This window comes from Bacillus sp. SJ-10 (assembly GCF_002843505.1).
Lineage (GTDB): Bacteria > Bacillota > Bacilli > Bacillales > Bacillaceae > Bacillus > Bacillus velezensis.
On the sequence record NZ_CP025258.1, the window covers coordinates 3,996,341 to 4,018,157 of the forward strand.

The window sequence follows — 21,817 nt, forward strand, 5'->3', positions numbered from 1 at the left end:
TTGAATAAAATGTCAAAAGAAGAATTAGTCTCATTGGTGAAAAAAATTATGAATCCTGAATTAGAAGATGAGGTTATTGGTAAATACATCGATTTATTAGAAGAAAATGTCCCTCATCCTGCACCAAGTGATTTAATTTTTTGGAGCGATGAAGAATACACAGCTGAGCAAATTGTGGAGATTGCTCTAAACTATAAAGAAGAGTAATCACACTATAGCCCGTAACCTTCAATAACAATCAAGATGTTTTGTCCAATTAGGACTCTAATGGTGAAATTTTAAAGTTCTCATATAATTTACACCGATGGACTTAAATAGTACCCCCACCGTCTATTGGTATTGGAATCTACAAAACAAAAATAGCTCTTCTCTACTGGGCTATTTTTGTTTCTGGAGATGATTTTATGGAGACTCAAAAAATGGATTTATTATGTCAAAAAACAGTAGAACAAAATAATGAAATGATTCCAGCAGAATGGGAAAGAGTTATTCTTTATGCGGAAATACTTGACGATTCATCTGAGGTTTTCTTTTATTTCAATACTCCACATAGTGAAGATTTTATCTATTCTCATAACATTCCTGAGCATTTCCATGTCAGTGAGGAGATTTATGAGGGGCTGTTATTTGACTTACATGACTTATTCGAAGAATTACGTAATGAATTTAAAGAAAACAATCAAGATATATGGACTAATCTAACACTTAATCTGGCGATAAGCGGAGAATTCTCGATAGATTATAATTATGAAGACGCTATTCAATCTCCATACACCATTTCTGAAAGGCAAACAATCTGGACTTATAAAAATGCAGGAAAATATCCTAAGAGTGAACCTTTAAAATCCTTTTTAGAACAATATCTAAGTTCTCAAAATTAAAATTTCCCCTCCTTTATTGGGGGGTTTTTTGATACAAATGATCCTTACAAATTACCAATTATAATGCTGGAGGCTGATTCTTTTTGGAAAATGAATTAAATGCATTATATAGAAGCATAGCTGAAACCGTTAACGAAATGATACCTGAACCATGGGAGAAATTTTTGTTCTATGCTCAGGTTTCAGAGACAGGCGGAGGCACTTACTTTTTTTATAATTCTCAAAATGAACCTAATCATTTTAAGTACAGTCTTGAAATTCCGTTTGAATTTGATATTGACGAAAATGAATTCGATCAGTATGAGATGGAATTATTTAAACTAAGCGAAAAATGAGAGATGTTTTCAGAGATCATGATCAAGAATTATTTTATTCCTTCACTCTTAGCCTAGAGAAATCAGGAAAATTAACTGTCAACTTTGATTATACAGATTGGTTTAAGACAGATTATAGTTTCAGTGATCAGCTTATCATCTGGAAATTTAAAAATTTAGGAGAAGAACCTAAGGATCCATCATTACAAAAATTAACAAAAAATATTCAGAAGAATATCCTGAAAATCCAATTTAATAAAGTTGGGATAATGATGTTAGAAAAAGCTTATCTAAAAATAACTGATGTCATAGGAAAAATAATTCCTTCTGAATGGAGCAAAGTTGTTCTTTATGCAGAAATACTAGACGGCTCCAGAGAAGTGTATTTTTTCTTTCAAACACCAGAAAACGATGAATATATATACTCTCACGACATTCCAGAACAATTTCAGGTCAGTAAAAAAATTTATACCGAACTACTACTAGACCTCCAAGAGTTGTTTAAGCAGTTACACACTGAATTTAAAGAAAATAATCCCGAAGCATGGACAAATTTGACACTGAATCTTGAAAGCTCTGGAACGTTTTCAATTGATTATGATTATGAAGATGTTATTGAATCTAGTTTGGACGAATACGAAAGACAAATGATTTGGGAGTACAATAACTTGGGTATTTACCCTGAAGATGAAGAGGACAAAGAATTTGTTAAGGATTATCTAAATATTAAATAATGGCTTCAACAATTCAAAGGTAGAGGATCATCAATGGAAACTCAAAAAATGGGTGAACTATATCAAAAGATTGCTGAACATCTAAATGAAATGATTCCATCTCAATGGGAACAGATCGCTTTATATGCTGAAATACTCGATAACTCGGCGGATATATACTTTTATTTTACAACACCAAATAACAGTGATTATTTATTTTCTCATTATATACCTGAACACTTTGATGTGAGTGAAGAGATTTACGATCAACTGCTAATTGAACTTCAAGAGCTATTTGAAAAACTAAAAGAAGAATTTAAACTAGGCAACCAAGATATTTGGACTAATCTCACTTTAAAATTAGAAAACACCGGAAAGTTTTCAATTGATTATAATGATGATGATGTTTTATCCTCTGAACTTGATGACCTTCAAAGACGAGATGTTTGGAAATATCAAAATCTGGGCATATTGCCAGCTGATGAGGAAGATAGAAAATTTATAGAAGAGTATCTAAACATATAATAAGCTTTCAAACGGCTAAAAAAATTAAAAAGGATTCTGATATTGTGGAAACTGAAAAGATGGGAGTACTGTATCAAAAAATAGCTGAGCAAATAAATGATATTATCCCCTCTGAGTGGGAGAAGGTTGCTCTTTATGCCGAAATTTTAGATGATTCTTCAGAAGTTTACTTCTTCTTTACTACTCCACAAAATCAGGAATATATATATTCACACGATATTCCTGAACATTTTAATGTTGATGAAGATATATATGACGAACTTCTATATGAGTTGCATGATTACTTTGAAGAGTTACGGGATGAATTTAAAACAAACAATGAAGACTTATGGACAAACCTCACTTTACATCTCGAACGAAGCGGTAAATTCTCAATTGACTACGATTACACCGATGTCATCGCCTCAGACTTAAACGGAACACAACGGCAAGTGGTATGGGAATATCAAAACTTGGGGATTTTGCCTGAAGATGAGGACGACAAAGAATTTGTAATAAACTACTTCGGTCTATAAATCAATAATGGCCCAGCCCTTCTTTGCTGGGCTATTTTTTATAACTAGGATTTCTAGACGATTGAAGGTGAAAAGGTTGGAAAATAAGAAAATGCAAGATCTGTACCAGATTATTGGTGAGAAATTAAATGACATCATACATTGTGAATGGACAAAAATATATTTTTATGCAGAAGTATTAGATGACTCTACCATGGTTCTCTTTCACTTCAAGACACCAGAAAAACATCAACTGATTTATTCTCAAAATATACCAGTTCGATACAGTGTAAATAAAGATATCTTCAAAACTTTATTAAGAGAAATCCGTGAACTTTTTGAGGAATTACGAGCTGAGCACAAAAAGAATAATGATAAACTAAACAGGCAGCATCCAGTAAACGGATGCTGCCTGTTACATCGTTATGTATCGTCTGAAGAGGTCATTTATTTTGTTTTTTAAATATGAAAATAGATATGACGGTAAATATGATGGCTGTAATGACAATGACCCACAAGCTCGCAGCCGTACTGATAAAATGGCCGTTTAACTTGTAGACGATCCCGTAATGCTTTTCATATTCCTGTATTTGGTCCGCAGAAGCATGTTTAAATACTTTATCAACTGAGTCTGTCATAAACGCTTTTCTGAACAGAACAGCGGTGTGGCTGATAGGGAAATACATAATAATCTTCTGCACAAACACCGGTACGCCGCCGATCGGCACATATACTCCGCATAAAAAACCAATGGCTGTTCCGACAATCGTACTTAACGTCGAAAATGCATTTTGTGTATGAATAAACAGCGTTAAAAATAAATTTATGGAACTTGACAGTGCAACTGAAAGAATAATGATCCCCAATACTTCAAGTATATCTGTACCGCTTAAAAGCTTGCTGCCTGTTGAAACGAGAAAAATTTCACAGCCTAAAAAGGCGATGAAAGAAAAGATCAAGCCGATGACAAATGAATGAATGACATAGCTCAATTGGATGGTCGCCCTTGATAAAGGAGCTGTTAAAAAGTCATACGTTCTCTTACTTTCTTTATCTTTCACCATAATTCCGAAAGCGCCTAAAGTCGTTGTCACAGCTGTAATGGACAGCAATCCCGCCACCATCCATTCGTTCACCATTGCTTTGGAATCATCTGTCGAACCGACCAAGGCCTTAATGGCGTCCAGCTGTGTCTGCTGTAAGAACACGGCATATAACAGAATGACGATAAATACTGACAGCAAAGAAAGAAGCAAAAGCGTTCGATCACGGAAGTATATTTTTATATTTCTGCTGATTAAACTGGATAAAGACTTCATTTATGCAATGCTCCCCTTTACTGGCAAACTGCTTCCTTGTTCCTCGATAATATGGATAAACACATCATCCATATTCCCTTTAATCACCTCGAAAGATTCAATTTTTCCTTCAAGACCTTTCAAAATGTCCAGCGCATGGAGAGTGGACTCTACACGAAGAGAATAAATAGAGTTTTTAACCGTAAAATCCAGTTGTTTATTTTCAAACCATGCCGTCGGATCAACGCCTTGCTTAAACATCATATGCAGACTGTCAAACGCATATTGATCTTTCAGCTGACTCGGTGTACCCTCTGCGATCAGACGTCCTTCTTTGATGACCACAACGTTATCAGCCACAGCGGCCTCCTCCATGTAATGGGTCGTTAAAAAGATCGTCATGTTTGTTTCTTCCTGCAGCCTTTTAATCGCATTCCAAACAAATACTCTCGTTTGCGGATCAAGACCTGTAGTAGGCTCATCTAAAAATAATATAGTCGGTTTATGGATGATGGCACGGGCAATATCAGCTCTTCTTCTTTGTCCGCCTGACAAATCGCTGTATTTTTTCTCCTTAATATCATCCAATTTTAAATAGTCTGTTACAAACTGATAGTTCTCTTGCACTTGTGCCTTGCTTAAATGATAATATTGTCCGCGGTTCATGATATTTTCATAAACGGTCAATCGTTCATCCAAAATGCTCTCTTGGAAAACGACTCCGATCTTTTTGCGGATATGATTATTCTCTTTCCCCTCACCAAGCGTATAACCGTCTATTACCACTTTTCCGGATGTCTTTTTAATCAGCGTACAGAGAATATCGATAGTGGTCGATTTCCCTGCACCGTTCGTTCCCAGAAATGCAAACAGCTCACCGCGTTTGACAGAAAAGGATACCCCTTTCACTGCTTCAAATGATCCATATTTTTTGCGCAGATCCGTTACTGTAATAATGTCTTGTTCTTCTCCCATTCTGTTCACCTCGAAAAGTAAGATTCTATACCGTTGTTCACTAACTTTATATCGTCATTCCCGCCAGGATTTTCCTCATTTTTATCCAACTTTATTATGATTCCTGAAAATACCATCTTGATTACGCACATAAAAAGGCTTCTTTTCAGCAGCCTTTTTATCGTTTGATATGAACATAATGCTAATTCCCAACCTTATGCTCGTTCTTAATCTAATAATTGTTTATATCAATAAAACCATGTCACATGTTTTTACACTTTTTTCACTTATTATCTTGAGTAAGTTCTAAAGTTATTTTCTTGTTTCCTAACTTTGCTGCCAACGGAAGGAATATAATCAGTCCCATTAATAACATAAACCCTGAGATTAAACCGATAATTGAAAAATTAATATATATCTTCCCGGGGTCTATCAAGGAGATAACGACAGCTAATAAAGCACCGGAAAGCACACCTAAAAGCAGGCCAATAAAAAGATAAAGCAAAATTTGCGTAAGTATAACGTTGATGATTCCCCTTTTGCTTAAAGAAATGGTCCGTAAGATAGCGAATTCTCTTCTTTTCGAATTGATATTATTAATTAGCGAACTAAATACACCGATAGTAATACTTATCAGCATAACTGATATAACAACAATGAAGATAGACCATCTTTGATAAAACATATCCTTTGATTTTTTTAAAGATTCTTTATAGCTATTGATTTGGATTTCTGGAAACTGTCCTTTCATTTTCTCAAGTTTACCAATCATCTGTTTCGCATGATCTGTCTGGACAAGCAATTTAGAAAATACAGTGGCATCCGTTCTGTATTTTATTTCTTTCCAATCCATATAGACATCAGAATCCTTTAATCTATTCGTAATTGCCCCTATTTTATACTTTCCAGTACTAATAATTTTTTGATCTGTATCCGAGTACTTCCCAAGTTCAACAGTATCTCCTATTTTTAAACTGTGCTTCCCAGCAAAGTCCTCTGAAATGACAATGATATTCTTTTTATCATCTGGCAATCCAGTGAAAATTCCTAATTTCTGCATTCTTCCTAGATCACTTAACGAGTAATCAAATGTAATACTTCCATTGCCATTCATTAATTCTCCAGACGATTGAGTGCTAATTGAGCTTGTATACTCTATTCCATTTATTGCCTCTATTTCCTTTTCCAGTTCAATTGCGTTAATTGAAGATTTATCGCCCAGTCTGCTCGTTAGAACAACACTGGTAGGAAACTGCTCTTTTAATGCATTTTCCTCATTTTTTTGTATAGTGTTAAGCATTACAGATCCAAAAACCGTTATAATCATCATCGTACTGATTGTTAATATAACAAAAGTATTTTTTTTAACCTGTGGGATAACATTTTTAATCGCCACATACGAATTAACTCCTGAAATTTTCTTTATGATTGGTGCGAGGAACATTAATAACGGCCCTAAATAAACCGGAAATAACACGAATATACCTGTCAATAATAAGATAGAAGCCAGCAATAGACAAAATACTTGTCCTCCGTCCTCTTTAGGTATAAACTTCCCAAACAAAATTGTAATAACGCTAAGAATAACAAAAGATTTGCCAATGAACTTATTATACTTATATGTTCTGAAATTAATTTCCTCATTTTCCTGTATTACTTTGAGCGGAAGTATTTTTGTTATTTTCATTGTCGGCGATAGTAAAAACAGTTGAATAATTGTCATACAAATCAACATTATTAAAACCGCTAATTTAAAATTAAACGTAACACCAGAAGAAACATTAAATGAAAATATTTTTTCAAGCCAACCCCAGAGATACTGATTGCTAAACATGGCAAATCCAAGTCCCAGAATAGAACCGATCGAAGTTATGAAAAAGCTCTGCAGCAGAACAATTGAAAACAGTTGTCTTCCCGTAGCACCTATAGATCGCATAATCGCAAACTGATTTTTATATTTGTAGAGAAACATTTCAAAATTAGAAACAATGAGTAAAGATGTCACAATCATAGTTAAAAAAGAGAGGACTACGATAAAGATACTTAATGATTCTATATTGCTTCTCAGGAAAGGATCTTCTTCTGCAATATCTATCCTTAAGTCTTTTTCCTTCTTCTTAATCTCATTTGCTAATGACAATTTGTCTGTTCCGTTTTTTGCTTTAATCAATATGTAAGTAGCTTCAATGTTTTTTCCGAATTTTTTTGCAATAATGTTTTGCAAAGTATCGTGAGAAATCAGGAGGATATTGGGAGCAATGCCTGTAGAGTTCAGATCTTCAATTGTTTCCACAAGTTTGAAGTCTTTCCCTTCTGATTGTAAGTGATCCCCGACCTTAACCCCTAGTGATTCAGCTAACCCCTTGTTTACAATAAGTTCATTTTTCTTTATATTTCTCGTGAAATGGTACCTGCTTTTTGATAAATTGTCATTATTGACTCCAACTGTGTAAAAACTAGCCTTTGAATCAGATGTTCCTAGCTTTATCTGTGATACTAAAACACTGGATATTTGCTCTATGTTTTTATTTCGATGCAGATTTTCAACAAAATGTTTATCAATGATCTTTTGACTTCCGTTCTCATAACCAACAGATAAATCCATTTCTCCGTACATCTTGGAAACTTCATCTTTTAATGTCTGTTTTGCATTAAATGCAAATAAGGTCATAGAAATGATTAAAGAAACAGATAAAATTACACCGATAATGGATGTCAGTGTAATAAATTTATTGGTGCTGAAAAACCGCAGGGACAGACCAACTATATTCTTTTTCATTGGTCTCTCTCCATTATTTTTTGAAATTTATTAAGGATACTCGACAGATCTCCTTGTCCAAGACTTTTATATTCATCAACTATATTTCCATCATGAAAAAATAAAACTCTGTCAGAATATAACGCGACATTCGGATCATGAGTAACTATGATCATACTCTTATTAAGACGTTTCTTCATATCTACAAGCACATTTAATATATCCTGTGTTGTATTAAAATCCAAATTTCCTGTAAGCTCATCTGCTAATACAATAGGAGGCGAAGTAATCAGTGCTCTGGCAATCGCAACTCTTTGCTGCTGACCTCCTGAAAGTTGAATAGGCCGATGTCTTTTCCATTTTGTAAGGCTTACAAGCTGTAGCATTTCCTTTACTTTTTTATCTGCATCCTTCTTATTTATTCCCTTTAATACAAGTGGTAAAGCTATATTCTCCTCAACTGTAAGATCCTTCAATAGATTAAAAGATTGAAAGATAAAACCAATGTTATCCCTTCTATAGATCGTAGCTTTAGGTTCTTTAAAAAAGTCATTTGTTTCTTTACCATCAAGAATAACTTTACCGCTTGAGGGTTCATCAAGAGCACCGAGTATATTTAAAAGAGTGCTTTTACCTGAACCGCTTGTCCCCATAATTGCAAGCAGTTCACCATTCTTCAATTCAAAAGAAACTTTGTCTAATGCAGTTACTTCATAACCACTCCCTTTGTAGACCTTGGATAAGTTTTTAACTTCCAATACTTTATTAGCCATTTCACACCTCAATTAATCCAATTTCTTCATTATACCAGTTGGATTGGGATTGATACATCCGATAATAGAGTCCCTTTTGCTCCATCAAAGAATGAAAAGGTCACTATCTTTTTGATAGTCTCATTCGATCGCTATTCTACTCCGGATAACCCTCTGCAATATTTTTAAGTTTCCACTAATCCCCTTGCAACAAGTTATATTATACCAAAAATACAAATATATTTAAATTTTCCTATAAAATTTTCCGAATTTAAAATACATTGTTGTTACTAAGCTTTATCATCTGCATTAGGATTGTACAAAAAAAGATTGCAGAAGTTACTCTATGAGTAACACCACTGCAATCCGAAAAAAGTTTTAAAGAACGTATAAGAAGTTTAATTATTTTTATTTTCTTAGTATTAATTGCGCCACACACTCCACATGATTCGTATGCGGGAACATATCCACTGGCTGCACTTCTCGCGTCTGATACCCGCCATCCTCAAGCACCCGCAGGTCTCTTGCAAGCGTTCCTGGATTGCAGGATACGTACACCACCCGCTTCGGTTTCATGTCGATGATTGTCCGCAGGAGGGCTTCGTCACAGCCTTTTCTTGGCGGGTCGACGACGAGGGTGTCGGCCGTGATGCCTTCTTCATACCATTTTGGAATGACTGTTTCCGCTTCTCCGACTGCGAATTCCGCGTTTGTGATGCCGTTCAGCTCAGCGTTGCGTTTCGCATCCTCGATGGCTTCCGGCACGATTTCAACGCCGTACACTTTTTTCGCCTGCTTTGCCAGAAATAGAGAAATCGTTCCGATGCCGCAGTAGGCGTCGATGACGGTTTCTTCCCCTTGCAGCTCCGCGTACTCAAGCGCTTTGTCGTAGAGCACTTTTGTCTGTTCCGGGTTGACCTGATAGAACGATCTGGCGGAGATGGCGAATTTGACGTCTCCGATGAGGTCGTAGATGTATTCTTCGCCCCAGATGACGTTTGTTTCGTTCCCAAAGATGACGTTTGTTTTGTTTGGATTGATGTTTTGCACGATGGATTTGACGTGCGGGAATTGCGCCGTAATGTCTTCGATGATTTTCGCTTTGTGCGGAAAATCGCTTGTTCTTGTGATGAAAACGATCATCATTTCGCCTGTGACGACGCCGTATCTGACCATGATGTGGCGGAGCCAGCCTTTGTGGCGTTCTTCGTTGTAGGCTTTGACGCCGTAATTTGCACAGATGTCTTTGACGGCTTGGACGGCTTCGTCGTTTTTGGATTGCTGTATCAGGCAGGCGCTCATGTCGATGATGTCATGGCTTCTTTGCTGATAAAATCCGGCGACGAGTCCGCCTTCTCTTTCTCCTACCGGCACCTGTGCTTTGTTTCTGTAGTTCCACGGGTCTTCCATGCCGAGCGTCGGGTGCACGGTGACTTTTGAGAGGTCCAGCTTGCCGATCCGTTCTAAGACGTCTTTGACTTGTTTCTGTTTAAACAAAAGCTGGCCTTCATAGGTCATGTGCTGAAGCTGGCAGCCGCCGCATTGCTTGTAGATTGGGCACGGGGCATCCGTTCTGTGCGGGCTTTCTTCCTTCAGCTCGATCAAGCGGCCGAAAGCGAAGCCTTTTTTGACGCGTGTCACTTTGATTTGCGCTTTTTCCTCAGGCAGGGCGTTCGGCACGAAGATCGGAAAGCCCTGAACCTTTGCAACGCCCGCTCCTTCGTGCGTCAAATCCTCAAATGTCACATCATAGTATTCATTTTTTTCTATCGGGGGTTTCATTTTCATCTATAATCACCTCTAGTTTTACCAATAACCTTGTTTCAGCGTGCTGGCAAACCTTCAAATTCAATGTCAGCCTTCAAAGGTTTCCGATCACGCTGAAAAGATGACAAAATCCTAAAACGAATACTGTTTTAGGATTTTGTCCGCGTATTAATCATCCAGCTGTTCCGCTTTCTCCTTCGGCATGATGACGTGAATATGCCGGTACAGGTTCACGAATTCGCCCGGGAGCATGCCGCCGTATTCGCCGTCCAGGTTCAGCTGCATCTTTTCTGATACGTTGACTTTCACGCGGTTCGCTTTTGTGTAAATAATGTGCTGATCGTTAATATGATCGCCTCTGAGCGCCATGCTCGCGACTCTGATAAACTCCGCGAGATTGGCTTTTTTCAAAATAATCAAATCAAACATGCCGTCATTCAGGCTGGAATCAGGGGCCAGTTTCTCGAATCCGCCGACCGAGTTGGTCAGCGTCACTAAAAACAGCATAATTTCGCCTTGAAACAGCTTGCCGTCATATTCAATCTCGACTTCTGTCGGTCGAAGTGAAGGCAGCATTTCCATTCCCTTTAAATAATAAGCAAGCTGGCCGAGCATCGTTTTCAGTTTGCTTGGCACATCATACGTCAGCTCCGTCAGACGGCCTCCGCCGGCGATGTTGATAAAATACTGACCGTTCACCTGTCCGATGTCGATCGGGCGGGCCACGCCGTTAATGACGGTATCAGCGGCATTCAGTATATTCTCTCTCGGAATGCCCAGCGCTCTGGCGAAGTCATTTGTCGTGCCGACCGGAATGATGCCGAGTGTCGGGCGTGTGTCTAACGGCGCGAGGCCGTTGACGACTTCATTAATCGTTCCGTCTCCGCCGGCAGCGATAATCAGGTCAAACTCCCGCAAAGCGGCTTCTTTTGCGGCGTGGGTGGCATCCCCCGCGCATGTGGTGGCATGGGTGGAGGTTTCATAACCGGCTTGTTCAAATTTTTGCAGGACCTGGGCAAGATTTTTCTTAAAAAGCTCCCGTCCTGAAGTCGGATTGTATATTATGCGTGCACGTTTCATTATCTCATCATCCTACTTAAGAGTATCCGATCCATTATTAACACTAACAACCTTTAATTATACTATGACTTGAGAAAATCGCAACAATATGTACAGGAATTGCCAGAAGAAAAAAGGCCCCGGCTCCGTTTAAGGAGCCAAGGCCCGCTGTCTTACTCTTCTTCCGTTCCAGGTTTTTTCTTACGGAATTTCGCCAATACTTCATATACGATCGGCACAATCAGAAGGGTAAGCAGAGTTGAACTGATTAAACCGCCGATAACGGTGACACCGAGTCCTTTAGAAATGACTTGGCTTCCGCCTTCGAAGCCCAATGCCAATGGAAGCAGGGCGCCGATTGTCGCGATCGCCGTCATCAGAATCGGACGTAATCTCGTAGAGCCGGCTTCCAGGAGCGCTTCTCTCGTCGATAAGCCTTCCGCTTCTTTATGGATGACGCGGTCAATTAAGACAATCGCGTTTGTGACGACGATTCCGATCAGCATCAGCATACCGATCATGGCATTCAGACTGATCGTCTCTCCGGATACATACAGGCCGGCTAATGCGCCGATGACTGTAAACGGAAGCGAGAACAGAATCGCAAACGGTGCTAATGCTCCGCCGAACGTGATCACAAGAACGAGGTATACGATGGCGATTGCGGCAAGCATCGCTAAACCGAGTTTCGTAAAGGAATCAGCAATATCCGCTGATACACCGCCGGTATCAATCGATACATTGTCCGGCTTATCCAGTTTGTCAACTTTCTTTTGAACGGCTGATGACACCTTCGTGACGTTGTCAGAAGTGACGGTTGCCGTTACATCAGCGTACACTTTGCCGTCGCGTTTGGAAATGGTATCGGATGTCGTGCCGTTTTTCACTTTCGCCACATCGCCGATTTTTACTTCTTGGCCTGCAGGCGATGTGATGGTTTTATCCTCTAATTCTTTTACACTCTTATACTGGTCTTTTTCTGTTTTGATGTTGACGTCAAGCTCTTTGCCGTCCTTTTTCACCGTTGTCAAAGGAGACTGTGACGTTTGGGACATCAGGGCTTGGGAGATTTGCGAAGCCGTCAGGCCCTGCTTGCTGAGTTTCTCCTGGTCAGCGGTGAACGTGTACTCATCATATGTGCTGGAAAGGCCTGAGTTGATGTCTTTCAGATCTTTCTGCTTTTTCATGATGCCTTCGATGTCTTTGACCGTGCCTTTAATATCAGACTCTGAATCTCCGTACACATAGTACGTTAATTCGTTGTTGTTGCCTGACGAACTGAAATTTTGTGATTTCCATTCGCCGCGGCTGGATGTTTTTTTGATTTCTTTTAAGACATTGTCTTTTTCTTTGTCAAAATCTGGCGTGTCATCCTCGTATTTCACGTAGAACAATGCGCCGTTTGAGCTTCCGCCGAGCGGACTTTGCGAGCCTAATGAATACTGAACGGTATCGACATGTTTGCGTTTAAGCAGCATGTCTTCCGCTTTTTGCGCAGCTTTTTCAGCTTCGCTTTTCGTTTCGCCCGGTTCAGGCGTGTATGTGAGCTGCATCGTTTTGTCCGCTTGCGCAGGCAGGTAGCTCGCGCCGATCAGAGGTACGAGGAACAAACTGCCGACAAGCATCAGAACCGCGATGATAGATGTAATCCATTTATGTCTTAATGACCAATTCAGCACTTTTTTATAGAAATTGGCCAATCTGCCCGGCTTATGCTCTTTCGCTTTAACAGGCGCGCCTGTGAGCGATTTTTTGAATAAGCTGTGCGCAAGCATCGGCACCAGTGTGATCGAAATCAACAGCGATGCGGCAAGCGCGAAGACGATTGTTAATGCAAACGGCATAAACAGTTCGCCGATCTGTCCGCCGACCATGGCAAGCGGCAGGAATACGGCAATGGTTACGATCGTTGATGACATGATCGGTTTAAACATTTCTTTCGTCGCTTCACGCACCAATTGCTTCCCGCGTAAAGGTTCATCTTTCAGCCTCATGCGGCGGTAAATGTTTTCGATCACGACAATCGAGTCGTCGACTACCCGTCCGATGGCGACCGTCATCGCACCGAGCGTCATTATGTTCAATGTGACATCAAGCTGATTCAGCACAAGAAGCGCAATCAGCAGTGACAGCGGGATGGAAATGATAGAAATCATCGTTGATTTAATATCTCTTAAGAATAAGAGAATGATCACGACCGCAAAAATCGCGCCGAAAATCGCTTTGCTTAACATCGTATCCACCGACTCTGTAATCGGCTCTGCCATATCAAGAGTCGAGCTGTACTTGAACCCTTTGTGGTCTTTTTTGTATTGATTCAGTTCATCTTTAATCGCATCGGCCACTTCTACCGTGTTGGCGTCATTGGCTTTTACGATATTAATTCCGATGCTGTCCTTTCCGTTCGTGCGGGAAATGGATTCAGCTTTTTTCACATCTTTAATGTCGGCAATGTCAGAAAGCTTGACTGTCGGCACCCCTGCTGCCGCGCTTTGCTGTGCCTGCTGCATAGCCTGAGCGTCCGCCGCAGATGCCGCACCGGCTCCGCCCGCTTGACCTTGAGCGGCAGAAGAAGATGTGACCGGAATTCTCATATCTTTCAGATCTTTAATTGACGTAATATTTCCGTTAACGACAACTGATTTTTCTTTGTTGCCGAATGTGTACAATCCAAGCGGCGTATTGACGTCAGAGCCTTGGATCACTTTCTTGACGGTATCTTCATCAAGTCCGTACTCTTTCATTTTTTTGTCTTTGAAAGAGAATTCCACCTGCTCTTCCTGCTGTCCGGAAACTTGCACGGACGCAACGCCCTGAATGCCTTCAAGCTTAGGAACGAGAGTGTTTTCCACATTTTTGGTCAGGTCTTCAAGCGAGCTTTTGCCGCTTGTCACACTGAGCGTCAAAATCGGGAAAGAGTTGAGGCTGTAACGGGAAATGTCAGGTTTTTTCGCGTCGTCAGGAAGGCTGACACTGTCCAGCGCTTCAGCGACTTCGGTTTTCGCCTTGTCCATATCCTTGCTGTAATCATATTCAATCATAACCGATGAGACGTTTTCAGAGGATGTGGACGTTACGACGCTCACTCCTTCTAAATTCTGGACCGCCTGCTCGATCGGTTTTGTCACGTCATCCGCAACTTGACTCGGAGCAGCTCCGGGATAAGTCGTATTTACTGAAAGGTAAGGCATGTTGACGTCCGGTATGGATTCCTGCTTCATATTCATACCGGCATACAGCCCTGCTACAGTAACGATAATCGTCATCAGCCAAACTGCGAATTTGTTCTTCAGTACAAAGTTAATAATGTGGTTCATCATGTCCTCCGTTAATTTTTATTGACTGACTGGTCATTCTATATAATACTAAACGGTATAACTCAACATCGTCAACTAATAAGGCAGTAAATTTTTCTAAATTTTTCAGGATTAAGGGGAAGCACGTCATGAACGAAAAAAAAGAGAAAATCATAAAAACAGGCATCCATTTATTTGCCAAAAAAGGGTTTTCTTCAACAACCATTCAGGAAATCGCCGGTGAATGCGGAATTTCAAAAGGAGCCTTCTATCTCCATTTCAAATCAAAAGAAGACCTTTTGCTGTCAGCATGTGAGTATTACATCGGCATGTCTATGGAAGAAATAAAGAAAATCAAAACAGAACATCAGCATAAACCGTCTAAGGACGTATTCCGAAAACAAATCGCTTATCAATTCCAGGAATTTATGGAGCACAAGGACTTTATCATTCTCTTGCTGAGCGAAAAGGTCATTCCTGAAAATCAAAAGGTCAAGCAGTATTTTCATGAGGCCAATATTCAATTTAACATGCTGTATCGGGATGCGTTGCTCTCCGTTTACGGAGATGCCGTCACACCGTTTTTAGCGGACGCGTCCGTTATGGCGCAAGGAATTGTGAGCTCCTATATTCATTTCTTGATTTTTAATGAACATACGGCATTCCGGACGGAAAACGTGGCGGCCTTTCTGATTGCCAGAATCGATGATCTGATTACGGGACTGATAAAAGACAATCCCGATCCGCTGCTGCCTGAGGATATCTTCACTCAGCCCGCGGCGGATAGAGAAAGACTGCTTGCGAATATTCAAAAGATAACAGCACAGCAGGGGCTGCCTGAGGACGTCCTCGTATCGCTTGAAGTCATTGAAGAGGAATGCGCAAAGGAAGAGCCGCGAAAACCGATTATTAAAGGAATGCTGTCCAACTTGGCAGGCAGCGGAAATGAGCAGATTGAAACGCTGCGGGCTTCCATTGAAACCTATTTCAGCTTATAAAAAAAAGAGACCGGCGCTTACCGGTCTCCGTGTCAGCAGCGCCCTTAGAGGCGGCTGCTTTTTTTATCGTTTTTTGATTTCTTCAAGTAAGATCTTGTTGACCATCGGCGGGTTGGCCTGTCCTTTTGAGGCTTTCATAATCTGCCCGACAAGGAAGCCGATCGCGCGGTCTTTTCCGTTTTTGAAGTCTTCAATTGACTGCGGGTTGCTGTCAAGCGCATCTGTTACCAGCTTCAGAAGCACGCTTTCGTCAGAAATCTGCACGAGGCCTTTTTCTTTGACGATTTTTTCTGCGTCGCCGCCTTTTTCAATTAATTCTTTAAAGACTTTCTTCGCGATTTTGGACGAGATGGTTCCTTTTTCAATCAGCTTAATCATGCCGGCAAGGCCTTCAGGAGTCAGCGCGACATCCTCAAGCTCTTTTTGTTCGGCGTTCAGGTAAGCTGAGACTTCACCCATCAGCCAGTTTGATGCCTGCTTGGCTTCTGCGCCTTTATTGACCGTTTCTTCGAAGAAATCAGCCATTTCTTTCGTCAGCGTCAGAACCATTGCGTCATAAGCAGGCAGGCCGAGCTCTTCGATATAACGCTTGCGGCGCTCGTCCGGAAGCTCAGGAATGGTTGCTCTTACGCGTTCTTTCCATTCGTCATCAATGTAGAGCTCGACAAGGTCAGGCTCAGGGAAATAGCGATAGTCGTCCGAACCTTCTTTGACACGCATCAAAATGGTTTTTTTCGTCGCTTCATCGTAGCGGCGCGTCTCCTGCTGAATGACTCCGCCTGACAGAAGCACCTGCTCTTGGCGTTTTTCTTCATGCTCAAGTCCTTTTTGCACGAACGCGAAGGAGTTCAGGTTTTTCAGCTCCGTTTTTGTGCCGAATTTCTCCTGGCCAATCGGACGGAGGGAAATGTTGGCGTCACAACGCAGTGAACCTTCTTCCATTTTACAGTCGGAAACGCCTGTGTATTGAATAATTGATTTCAGCTTTTCGAGATATGCGTAAGCTTCCTCCGGTGTGCGGATATCCGGCTCAGATACAATCTCGACAAGCGGCGTGCCCTGGCGGTTGAAGTCAACGAGGGAATAGCCGTCGCCCGTATGCGTCAGCTTTCCCGCATCTTCTTCAAGGTGAAGACGGGTAATGCCGATTTTTTTCGTTTTTCCGCCGACTTCGATTTCGATCCAGCCGTTTTCGCCGATCGGCTTGTCAAATTGAGAAATTTGATATGCCTTCGGGTTGTCCGGATAGAAATAGTTTTTCCGGTCAAACTTCGTATCCGTTGCGATTTCGCAGTTCAAAGCCATTGCGGCTTTCATCGCGAATTCGACCGCTTCTTTGTTCAAAACGGGCAGCACGCCGGGATAGCCGAGGTCGATGACGCTCGTTTGGGTATTCGCTTCCGCGCCGAATGGCGTCGGTGAGCTTGAGAAAATTTTAGATTTTGTTTTTAATTCCACATGGACTTCAAGTCCGATTACCGTTTCAAAGTTCACTTCATTTCACCCCTTACAGTTCAGGTTTCGCTTTATGATGATCTGTTGCCTGCTCAAAAGCATGAGCGACGCGGTATACAGTGCCTTCATCGAAGTGTTTTCCGATGATTTGCAATCCGAGCGGCAGCCCGTCCGCAAATCCGCACGGCACGCTGATTCCCGGCACACCCGCGAGGTTGACAGGGATCGTTAAAATATCGTTGGCGTACATTGTGAGCGGATCGCTGGTTTTTTCGCCGATTTTGAATGCCGGTGTCGGCGTTGTCGGTCCGACGATGACATCGTATTTCTCAAATACGTCTTCAAAATCTTTCTTAATAAGCGTGCGCACTTTTTGCGCTTTTTTGTAATATGCATCATAGTAGCCGGAGCTGAGCGCGAAGGTGCCGAGCATGATGCGGCGCTTCACTTCATTGCCGAAGCCTTCAGAGCGTGTCTGTTTATAAAGGTCGATCAGGTTGTCCGCATTGTCTGAGCGGTAGCCGTAGCGGATGCCGTCAAAGCGCGCAAGGTTTGCAGACGCTTCGGAAGAAGACAGCAGATAATACGTCGCAAGCGCGTATTTGCTGTGCGGCAGAGATACTTCTTCCCATGTCGCTCCGAGGTCTTCAAGCACTTTTAAAGCGGCTAAAACCGATTCTTTCGCTTCTTTGCCGACGCCTTCTCCGAGATATTCTTTCGGTACGGCGATTTTTAAGCCTTTAATATCGCCAGTTAATGAGGAAAGAAAATCCGGCACTTCGACATTGGCGCTCGTAGAGTCCATTTTGTCCGGGCCTGAAATCGCCTGAAGCAGGAATGCGTTATCTTCTACGGTTCTTGTGATCGGCCCGATCTGGTCCAGTGAAGACGCAAAAGCGACCAAACCGTAACGCGACACGCGTCCGTATGTAGGCTTTAATCCGACGACGCCGCAGAAAGAAGCCGGCTGGCGGATGGAGCCGCCCGTATCAGATCCGAGTGAAAACGGCACTTCGCCCGCGGCAACCGCAGCTGCGGAACCGCCGCTTGATCCGCCGGGAACCGTATTGAGATTCCAAGGGTTTTTCGTCGCTTTGTACGCGGAGTTTTCAGTAGAAGAACCCATTGCGAACTCGTCCATATTCAGCTTTCCGATCGTGACGGCTTCAGCGGCTTGAAGGCGCTCCACGACCGTCGCATCGTAAATCGGATCGAAGTTTTCGAGGATTTTGCTTGAGCATGTTGTGCGAAGCCCTTTGGTCACGATGTTGTCTTTGACGCCGATCGGCATTCCGAAGAGAAGACCGTGTTCAGACCGTCCGTCAACCGCTTCGTCAAGTTCTTTCGCGTAAGCGCGGGCTCTTTCTTCATCAAGCTGTAAAAACGCCTGCACCTTATCATCCACGGATGCGATCCGTTTGTAAGATTCATCAACAAGATCGGAAATCTTGATTTCTTTTTTATGTATCATTTGTTTCAGTTCTGTGATTTTGTGATCAAATAATGACATACTGTCTCCCTCCTTTAATCCAGAATAGATGGCACACGGACATAGCCGTCTTTATGATCGGGAGCATTTTTCATGACATCCTCGACCGGAAGGCCTTTACCCGCTTCATCTTCTCTCATTACGTTTTTCATTTTCAGCACGTGTGTTGTCGGTTCCACGTTATCCGTGTCCACTTCATTAAGCTCCTCGGCAAACGAGATGATGCTGTCAAGCTGTTCTGTGAACATTTCAGCTTCTTCATCCGTAATGGCGAGTCTCGCCAAATGAGCGACATGCTTTACTTCTTCTATAGAAATTCGTGACATAAGATCCACCTCCGCATAATTCTCCGTTTCGTCATATAATACTGATCATATCAAAAATGAGCCCTCTAAAGCAACAAAACGCCGCCTTCTGAGGCATGATGAAACCCTCTCTATTTTATCCTAAATCGGGGAGAAAGAGAAACGAATTATATGTCAGAAAATTTTTACTTTTATAATTTATTGGTAGCGTTTTCATCTCTAAGCTGTTCTATGTTGGCGGGGATTTTTTCCTTGAGCGGGCCAGGTTTCGAGAGTTGATTGATCGGGGATACTTTGTTAGGTTTAGTAACCATAGCCAGCACTAAATCATGCGATCCGCATGGAATGATGACTAAAGGCTGGATCGCCGGCGCATATTCCGGCACTACTAATCTGCAGAGGTGATGCAACATTTACATGAAAGAAGAGAGGGTCCAAAAACGTGAGTATTGAATTAATTATATCTCTTGGCATTTACTTTGCTGCCATGCTGTTAATCGGCTGGTACGCATTCAGGAAGACAACGAATATTAATGATTACATGCTGGGCGGAAGAGGACTAGGCCCGTTCGTAACGGCGCTGTCCGCAGGTGCGGCCGATATGAGCGCATGGATGCTGATGGGAGTTCCCGGCGCAATGTTCGCAACGGGGTTATCGACCTTATGGCTGGCGCTCGGTTTGACGATCGGCGCGTATTCAAATTATCTGCTGCTTGCTCCGAGGCTGCGCGCTTACACGGAAGTTGCGGATGATGCGATTACGATTCCCGATTTTTTCGATAAACGGTTCCGCCACTCGTCATCATTGCTGAAAATTGTTTCCGCCGTGATTATTATGATCTTTTTCACGCTGTACACATCGTCCGGGATGGTATCCGGAGGCAGGTTATTTGAATCGGCATTCGGCGCCGACTACAAATTCGGTTTGTTTTTAACGGCCGGTGTTGTTGTGCTTTACACGCTGTTTGGCGGTTTCCTCGCTGTCAGTCTGACTGACTTTGTACAGGGAGCGATCATGTTTGCGGCATTAGTGCTTGTGCCGATCGTTGCTTTTACCCAGCTCGGGAGCGTTTCAACGACGATTGATTCGATCAACGCCGTTAACCCGAAACTATTGGATATCTTTAAAGGCGCGAGCGTCATTAGCATTATTTCTTATTTGGCATGGGGACTCGGCTATTACGGCCAGCCTCATATCATCGTACGATTTATGGCGATTAAAGAAGTGAAAGATTTAAAACCCGCCCGCAGAATCGGGATGAGCTGGATGGTTATTTCAGTTGTCGGTTCATTGCTGACCGGGATTATCGGGGTTGCGTATTCTCATCACTTCGGGGTCTCCGTAAAAGATCCGGAAACGATTTTCATTATTTTTTCTAAAATCTTGTTCCATCCGCTGATTACGGGCTTCTTGCTGTCCGCAATTTTAGCGGCGATCATGAGTTCCATTTCCTCACAGCTTCTCGTAACGGCAAGCGCCATTACGGAAGATTTATACCGCGCCTTTTTCAGACGGGAAGCGAGCGATAAAGAATTGGTCATGACCGGACGCCTGTCGGTATTGATCGTGGCCGTTATCGCCATTTTGCTTTCCTTGAATCCGAACAGCACCATTCTTGATCTGGTCGGATATGCGTGGGCAGGCTTCGGTTCGGCTATCGGCCCGGCGCTCTTGCTCAGTCTGTACTGGAAACGGATGAATGAATGGGGAGCGCTTGCGGCGATGATTACAGGGGCCGCGGCCGTTTTAATCTGGATCACGACAGGGCTTGCCGCTTCAACCGGCGTATACGAAATCATTCCGGGGTTCTTCCTCAGTCTGATTGCCGGTATTGCCGTCAGCCTGCTGACCAAAAAACCGGCCGATGCTTCTTATCAGCTGTTCAGCCGGATGGAAGCTCTTTTGAAAAACAAGAAATAGACAAAAAGCCGTCGGATTTTATCCCTGACGGCTTTTTTCTTCCGCACTTGTCCTGCTATAAATACTGTGAGAAAATCATATCAATTTATTATAAGAAAAATTGCGGAGGTGCTGTGCAAATTGAGCTGGCCTATCGAACCAGACATTTTATTAAAGCTGGGCATTGCCACGCTGATCGGCATGATCATCGGTCTTGAACGCGAGCTGAAAAACAAACCGCTCGGCCTGAAAACCTGTATCGTCATCGCCGTCAGCTCCTGTATGCTGACGATCGTCAGCATTAATGCGGCATATCATTTCCCAAAATATTACCGTATCATGATGGATCCGCTCCGCCTTCCCGCCCAAATCATTTCCGGCGTCGGTTTTATCGGTGCGGGCGTGATCCTGCGCAAAAGCAATGACGTCATTTCCGGCCTGACGACATCGGCTATCATCTGGGGCGCAGCCGGGCTCGGTCTGGCTACAGGCGCCGGCTTTTATAAAGAGGCGTTCGCAAGCCTCTTGTTTATCCTGATCAGTGTCGAATTTCTTCCGTGGCTGATCAGAAAAATCGGTCCCAACCGCTTGAAGGAAAAGGATATCCGCGTGAGAATGTCTCTTTCCGATAAAGACAAAATGACCGAGATTTTAAAGGAAATGAAAAGCAAACAGCTCCGCATTCACTCCGTCCGGATTGATGATCTGCACGAAAAAGAATTTCCGATTATGGAAGTGAAAGTCAGTGTTCACAAAAACCGCTATACCACTGACGTCTATTATGATATTAAAGAAATTCAGGGTGTCGTCGGAGTGAAGTGTGATACGTTATAAAAAAACGCCGGGCTGGATTCAGCCG

General features: G+C 42.2%; 18 protein-coding genes and 2 pseudogenes. 10 read left to right on the forward strand and 10 right to left on the reverse strand.

The features are described from left to right. The 7 genes and pseudogenes from CXL14_RS19840 to CXL14_RS19870 form a co-directional block, all read left to right on the forward strand. A complete protein-coding gene (locus tag CXL14_RS19840) occupies positions 1-207 on the forward strand; it encodes a bacteriocin immunity protein (RefSeq protein WP_014417133.1) in 207 nt (68 codons plus the stop codon). A gap of 197 nt (positions 208-404) precedes the next feature. Further along, a complete protein-coding gene (locus tag CXL14_RS19845) occupies positions 405-881 on the forward strand; it encodes an antitoxin YezG family protein (RefSeq protein WP_014417132.1) in 477 nt (158 codons plus the stop codon). Between the two features lie 83 nt (positions 882-964). Further along, a pseudogene (locus CXL14_RS19850) lies at positions 965-1,451 on the forward strand (immunity protein YezG family protein). A gap of 16 nt (positions 1,452-1,467) precedes the next feature. Next, on the forward strand, positions 1,468-1,929 hold the full coding sequence (locus tag CXL14_RS19855; RefSeq protein WP_014417130.1) for an antitoxin YezG family protein: 462 nt from the start codon (positions 1,468-1,470) through the stop codon (positions 1,927-1,929). 33 nt (positions 1,930-1,962) lie between these two features. Then, on the forward strand, positions 1,963-2,433 hold the full coding sequence (locus tag CXL14_RS19860; RefSeq protein WP_014417129.1) for an antitoxin YezG family protein: 471 nt from the start codon (positions 1,963-1,965) through the stop codon (positions 2,431-2,433). 44 nt (positions 2,434-2,477) lie between these two features. Beyond that, complete coding sequence (locus CXL14_RS19865; RefSeq protein ID WP_014417128.1) at positions 2,478-2,948, forward strand: antitoxin YezG family protein; 471 nt, start codon at positions 2,478-2,480, stop codon at positions 2,946-2,948. A gap of 91 nt (positions 2,949-3,039) precedes the next feature. Further along, positions 3,040-3,303 (forward strand): annotated as a pseudogene (locus CXL14_RS19870) (TIGR01741 family protein); the annotation flags it as partial. A 67-nt stretch (positions 3,304-3,370) separates the two neighbouring features. Here the strand turns inward: CXL14_RS19870 and CXL14_RS19875 are convergent. The 7 genes from CXL14_RS19875 to CXL14_RS19905 all read right to left on the reverse strand — a co-directional run bounded on the left by CXL14_RS19875 (position 3,371) and on the right by CXL14_RS19905 (position 14,832). Continuing rightward, a complete protein-coding gene (locus tag CXL14_RS19875) occupies positions 3,371-4,246 on the reverse strand; it encodes an ABC transporter permease (protein ID WP_003155719.1) in 876 nt (291 codons plus the stop codon). Next, positions 4,247-5,200: an ABC transporter ATP-binding protein gene (locus CXL14_RS19880; RefSeq protein ID WP_014417126.1), complete on the reverse strand. Its 954-nt coding sequence runs from the start codon at positions 5,198-5,200 to the stop codon at positions 4,247-4,249. A 262-nt stretch (positions 5,201-5,462) separates the two neighbouring features. Then, positions 5,463-7,958, reverse strand: coding sequence for an FtsX-like permease family protein (locus tag CXL14_RS19885; RefSeq protein WP_014417125.1), 2,496 nt, complete (start codon positions 7,956-7,958; stop codon positions 5,463-5,465). Further along, a complete protein-coding gene (locus CXL14_RS19890; RefSeq protein WP_014417124.1) occupies positions 7,955-8,710 on the reverse strand; it encodes an ABC transporter ATP-binding protein in 756 nt (251 codons plus the stop codon). Before CXL14_RS19890 ends, CXL14_RS19885 begins: the two co-directional genes overlap by 4 nt. A 387-nt stretch (positions 8,711-9,097) precedes the next feature. Beyond that, on the reverse strand, positions 9,098-10,477 hold the full coding sequence (gene rlmD / locus CXL14_RS19895; protein WP_014417123.1) for a 23S rRNA (uracil(1939)-C(5))-methyltransferase RlmD: 1,380 nt from the start codon (positions 10,475-10,477) through the stop codon (positions 9,098-9,100). Between the two features lie 147 nt (positions 10,478-10,624). Beyond that, positions 10,625-11,536 (reverse strand): diacylglycerol kinase, encoded by a 912-nt coding sequence (locus CXL14_RS19900; protein WP_014417122.1) that lies wholly within the window; start codon positions 11,534-11,536, stop codon positions 10,625-10,627. Between the two features lie 152 nt (positions 11,537-11,688). Beyond that, on the reverse strand, positions 11,689-14,832 hold the full coding sequence (locus CXL14_RS19905) for an efflux RND transporter permease subunit (protein WP_014417121.1): 3,144 nt from the start codon (positions 14,830-14,832) through the stop codon (positions 11,689-11,691). Positions 14,833-14,960: 128 nt separating this feature from the next. Between CXL14_RS19905 and CXL14_RS19910 the strand changes: the two genes are divergently transcribed. Further along, positions 14,961-15,809: a TetR/AcrR family transcriptional regulator gene (locus CXL14_RS19910; protein WP_014417120.1), complete on the forward strand. Its 849-nt coding sequence runs from the start codon at positions 14,961-14,963 to the stop codon at positions 15,807-15,809. A 63-nt stretch (positions 15,810-15,872) separates the two neighbouring features. Here the strand turns inward: CXL14_RS19910 and gatB are convergent, their stop codons facing one another. From gatB to gatC, 3 genes are read right to left on the reverse strand one after another with little or no spacing between them, the layout of a single operon-like run. Then, the gene (gatB, locus tag CXL14_RS19915) at positions 15,873-17,303 is read right to left on the reverse strand and encodes an Asp-tRNA(Asn)/Glu-tRNA(Gln) amidotransferase subunit GatB (protein ID WP_003155730.1); all 1,431 of its coding nucleotides are present in this window, start codon (positions 17,301-17,303) and stop codon (positions 15,873-15,875) included. 13 nt (positions 17,304-17,316) lie between these two features. Then, positions 17,317-18,774 (reverse strand): Asp-tRNA(Asn)/Glu-tRNA(Gln) amidotransferase subunit GatA, encoded by a 1,458-nt coding sequence (gatA, locus tag CXL14_RS19920; RefSeq protein WP_014417119.1) that lies wholly within the window; start codon positions 18,772-18,774, stop codon positions 17,317-17,319. Positions 18,775-18,788: 14 nt separating this feature from the next. Further along, positions 18,789-19,079: an Asp-tRNA(Asn)/Glu-tRNA(Gln) amidotransferase subunit GatC gene (gene gatC, locus CXL14_RS19925; RefSeq protein WP_003155732.1), complete on the reverse strand. Its 291-nt coding sequence runs from the start codon at positions 19,077-19,079 to the stop codon at positions 18,789-18,791. 421 nt (positions 19,080-19,500) lie between these two features. On the opposite strand from gatC, the gene putP reads away from it, so the two are divergent. Then, positions 19,501-20,979, forward strand: a complete 1,479-nt coding sequence (gene putP, locus CXL14_RS19930; RefSeq protein WP_014417118.1) for a sodium/proline symporter PutP — start codon at positions 19,501-19,503, stop codon at positions 20,977-20,979. Between the two features lie 180 nt (positions 20,980-21,159). Beyond that, entirely contained in the window at positions 21,160-21,792 is a 633-nt protein-coding gene (locus tag CXL14_RS19935; protein ID WP_229023847.1) for an MgtC/SapB family protein, read from the forward strand. Positions 21,793-21,817: the final 25 nt, after the last annotated feature.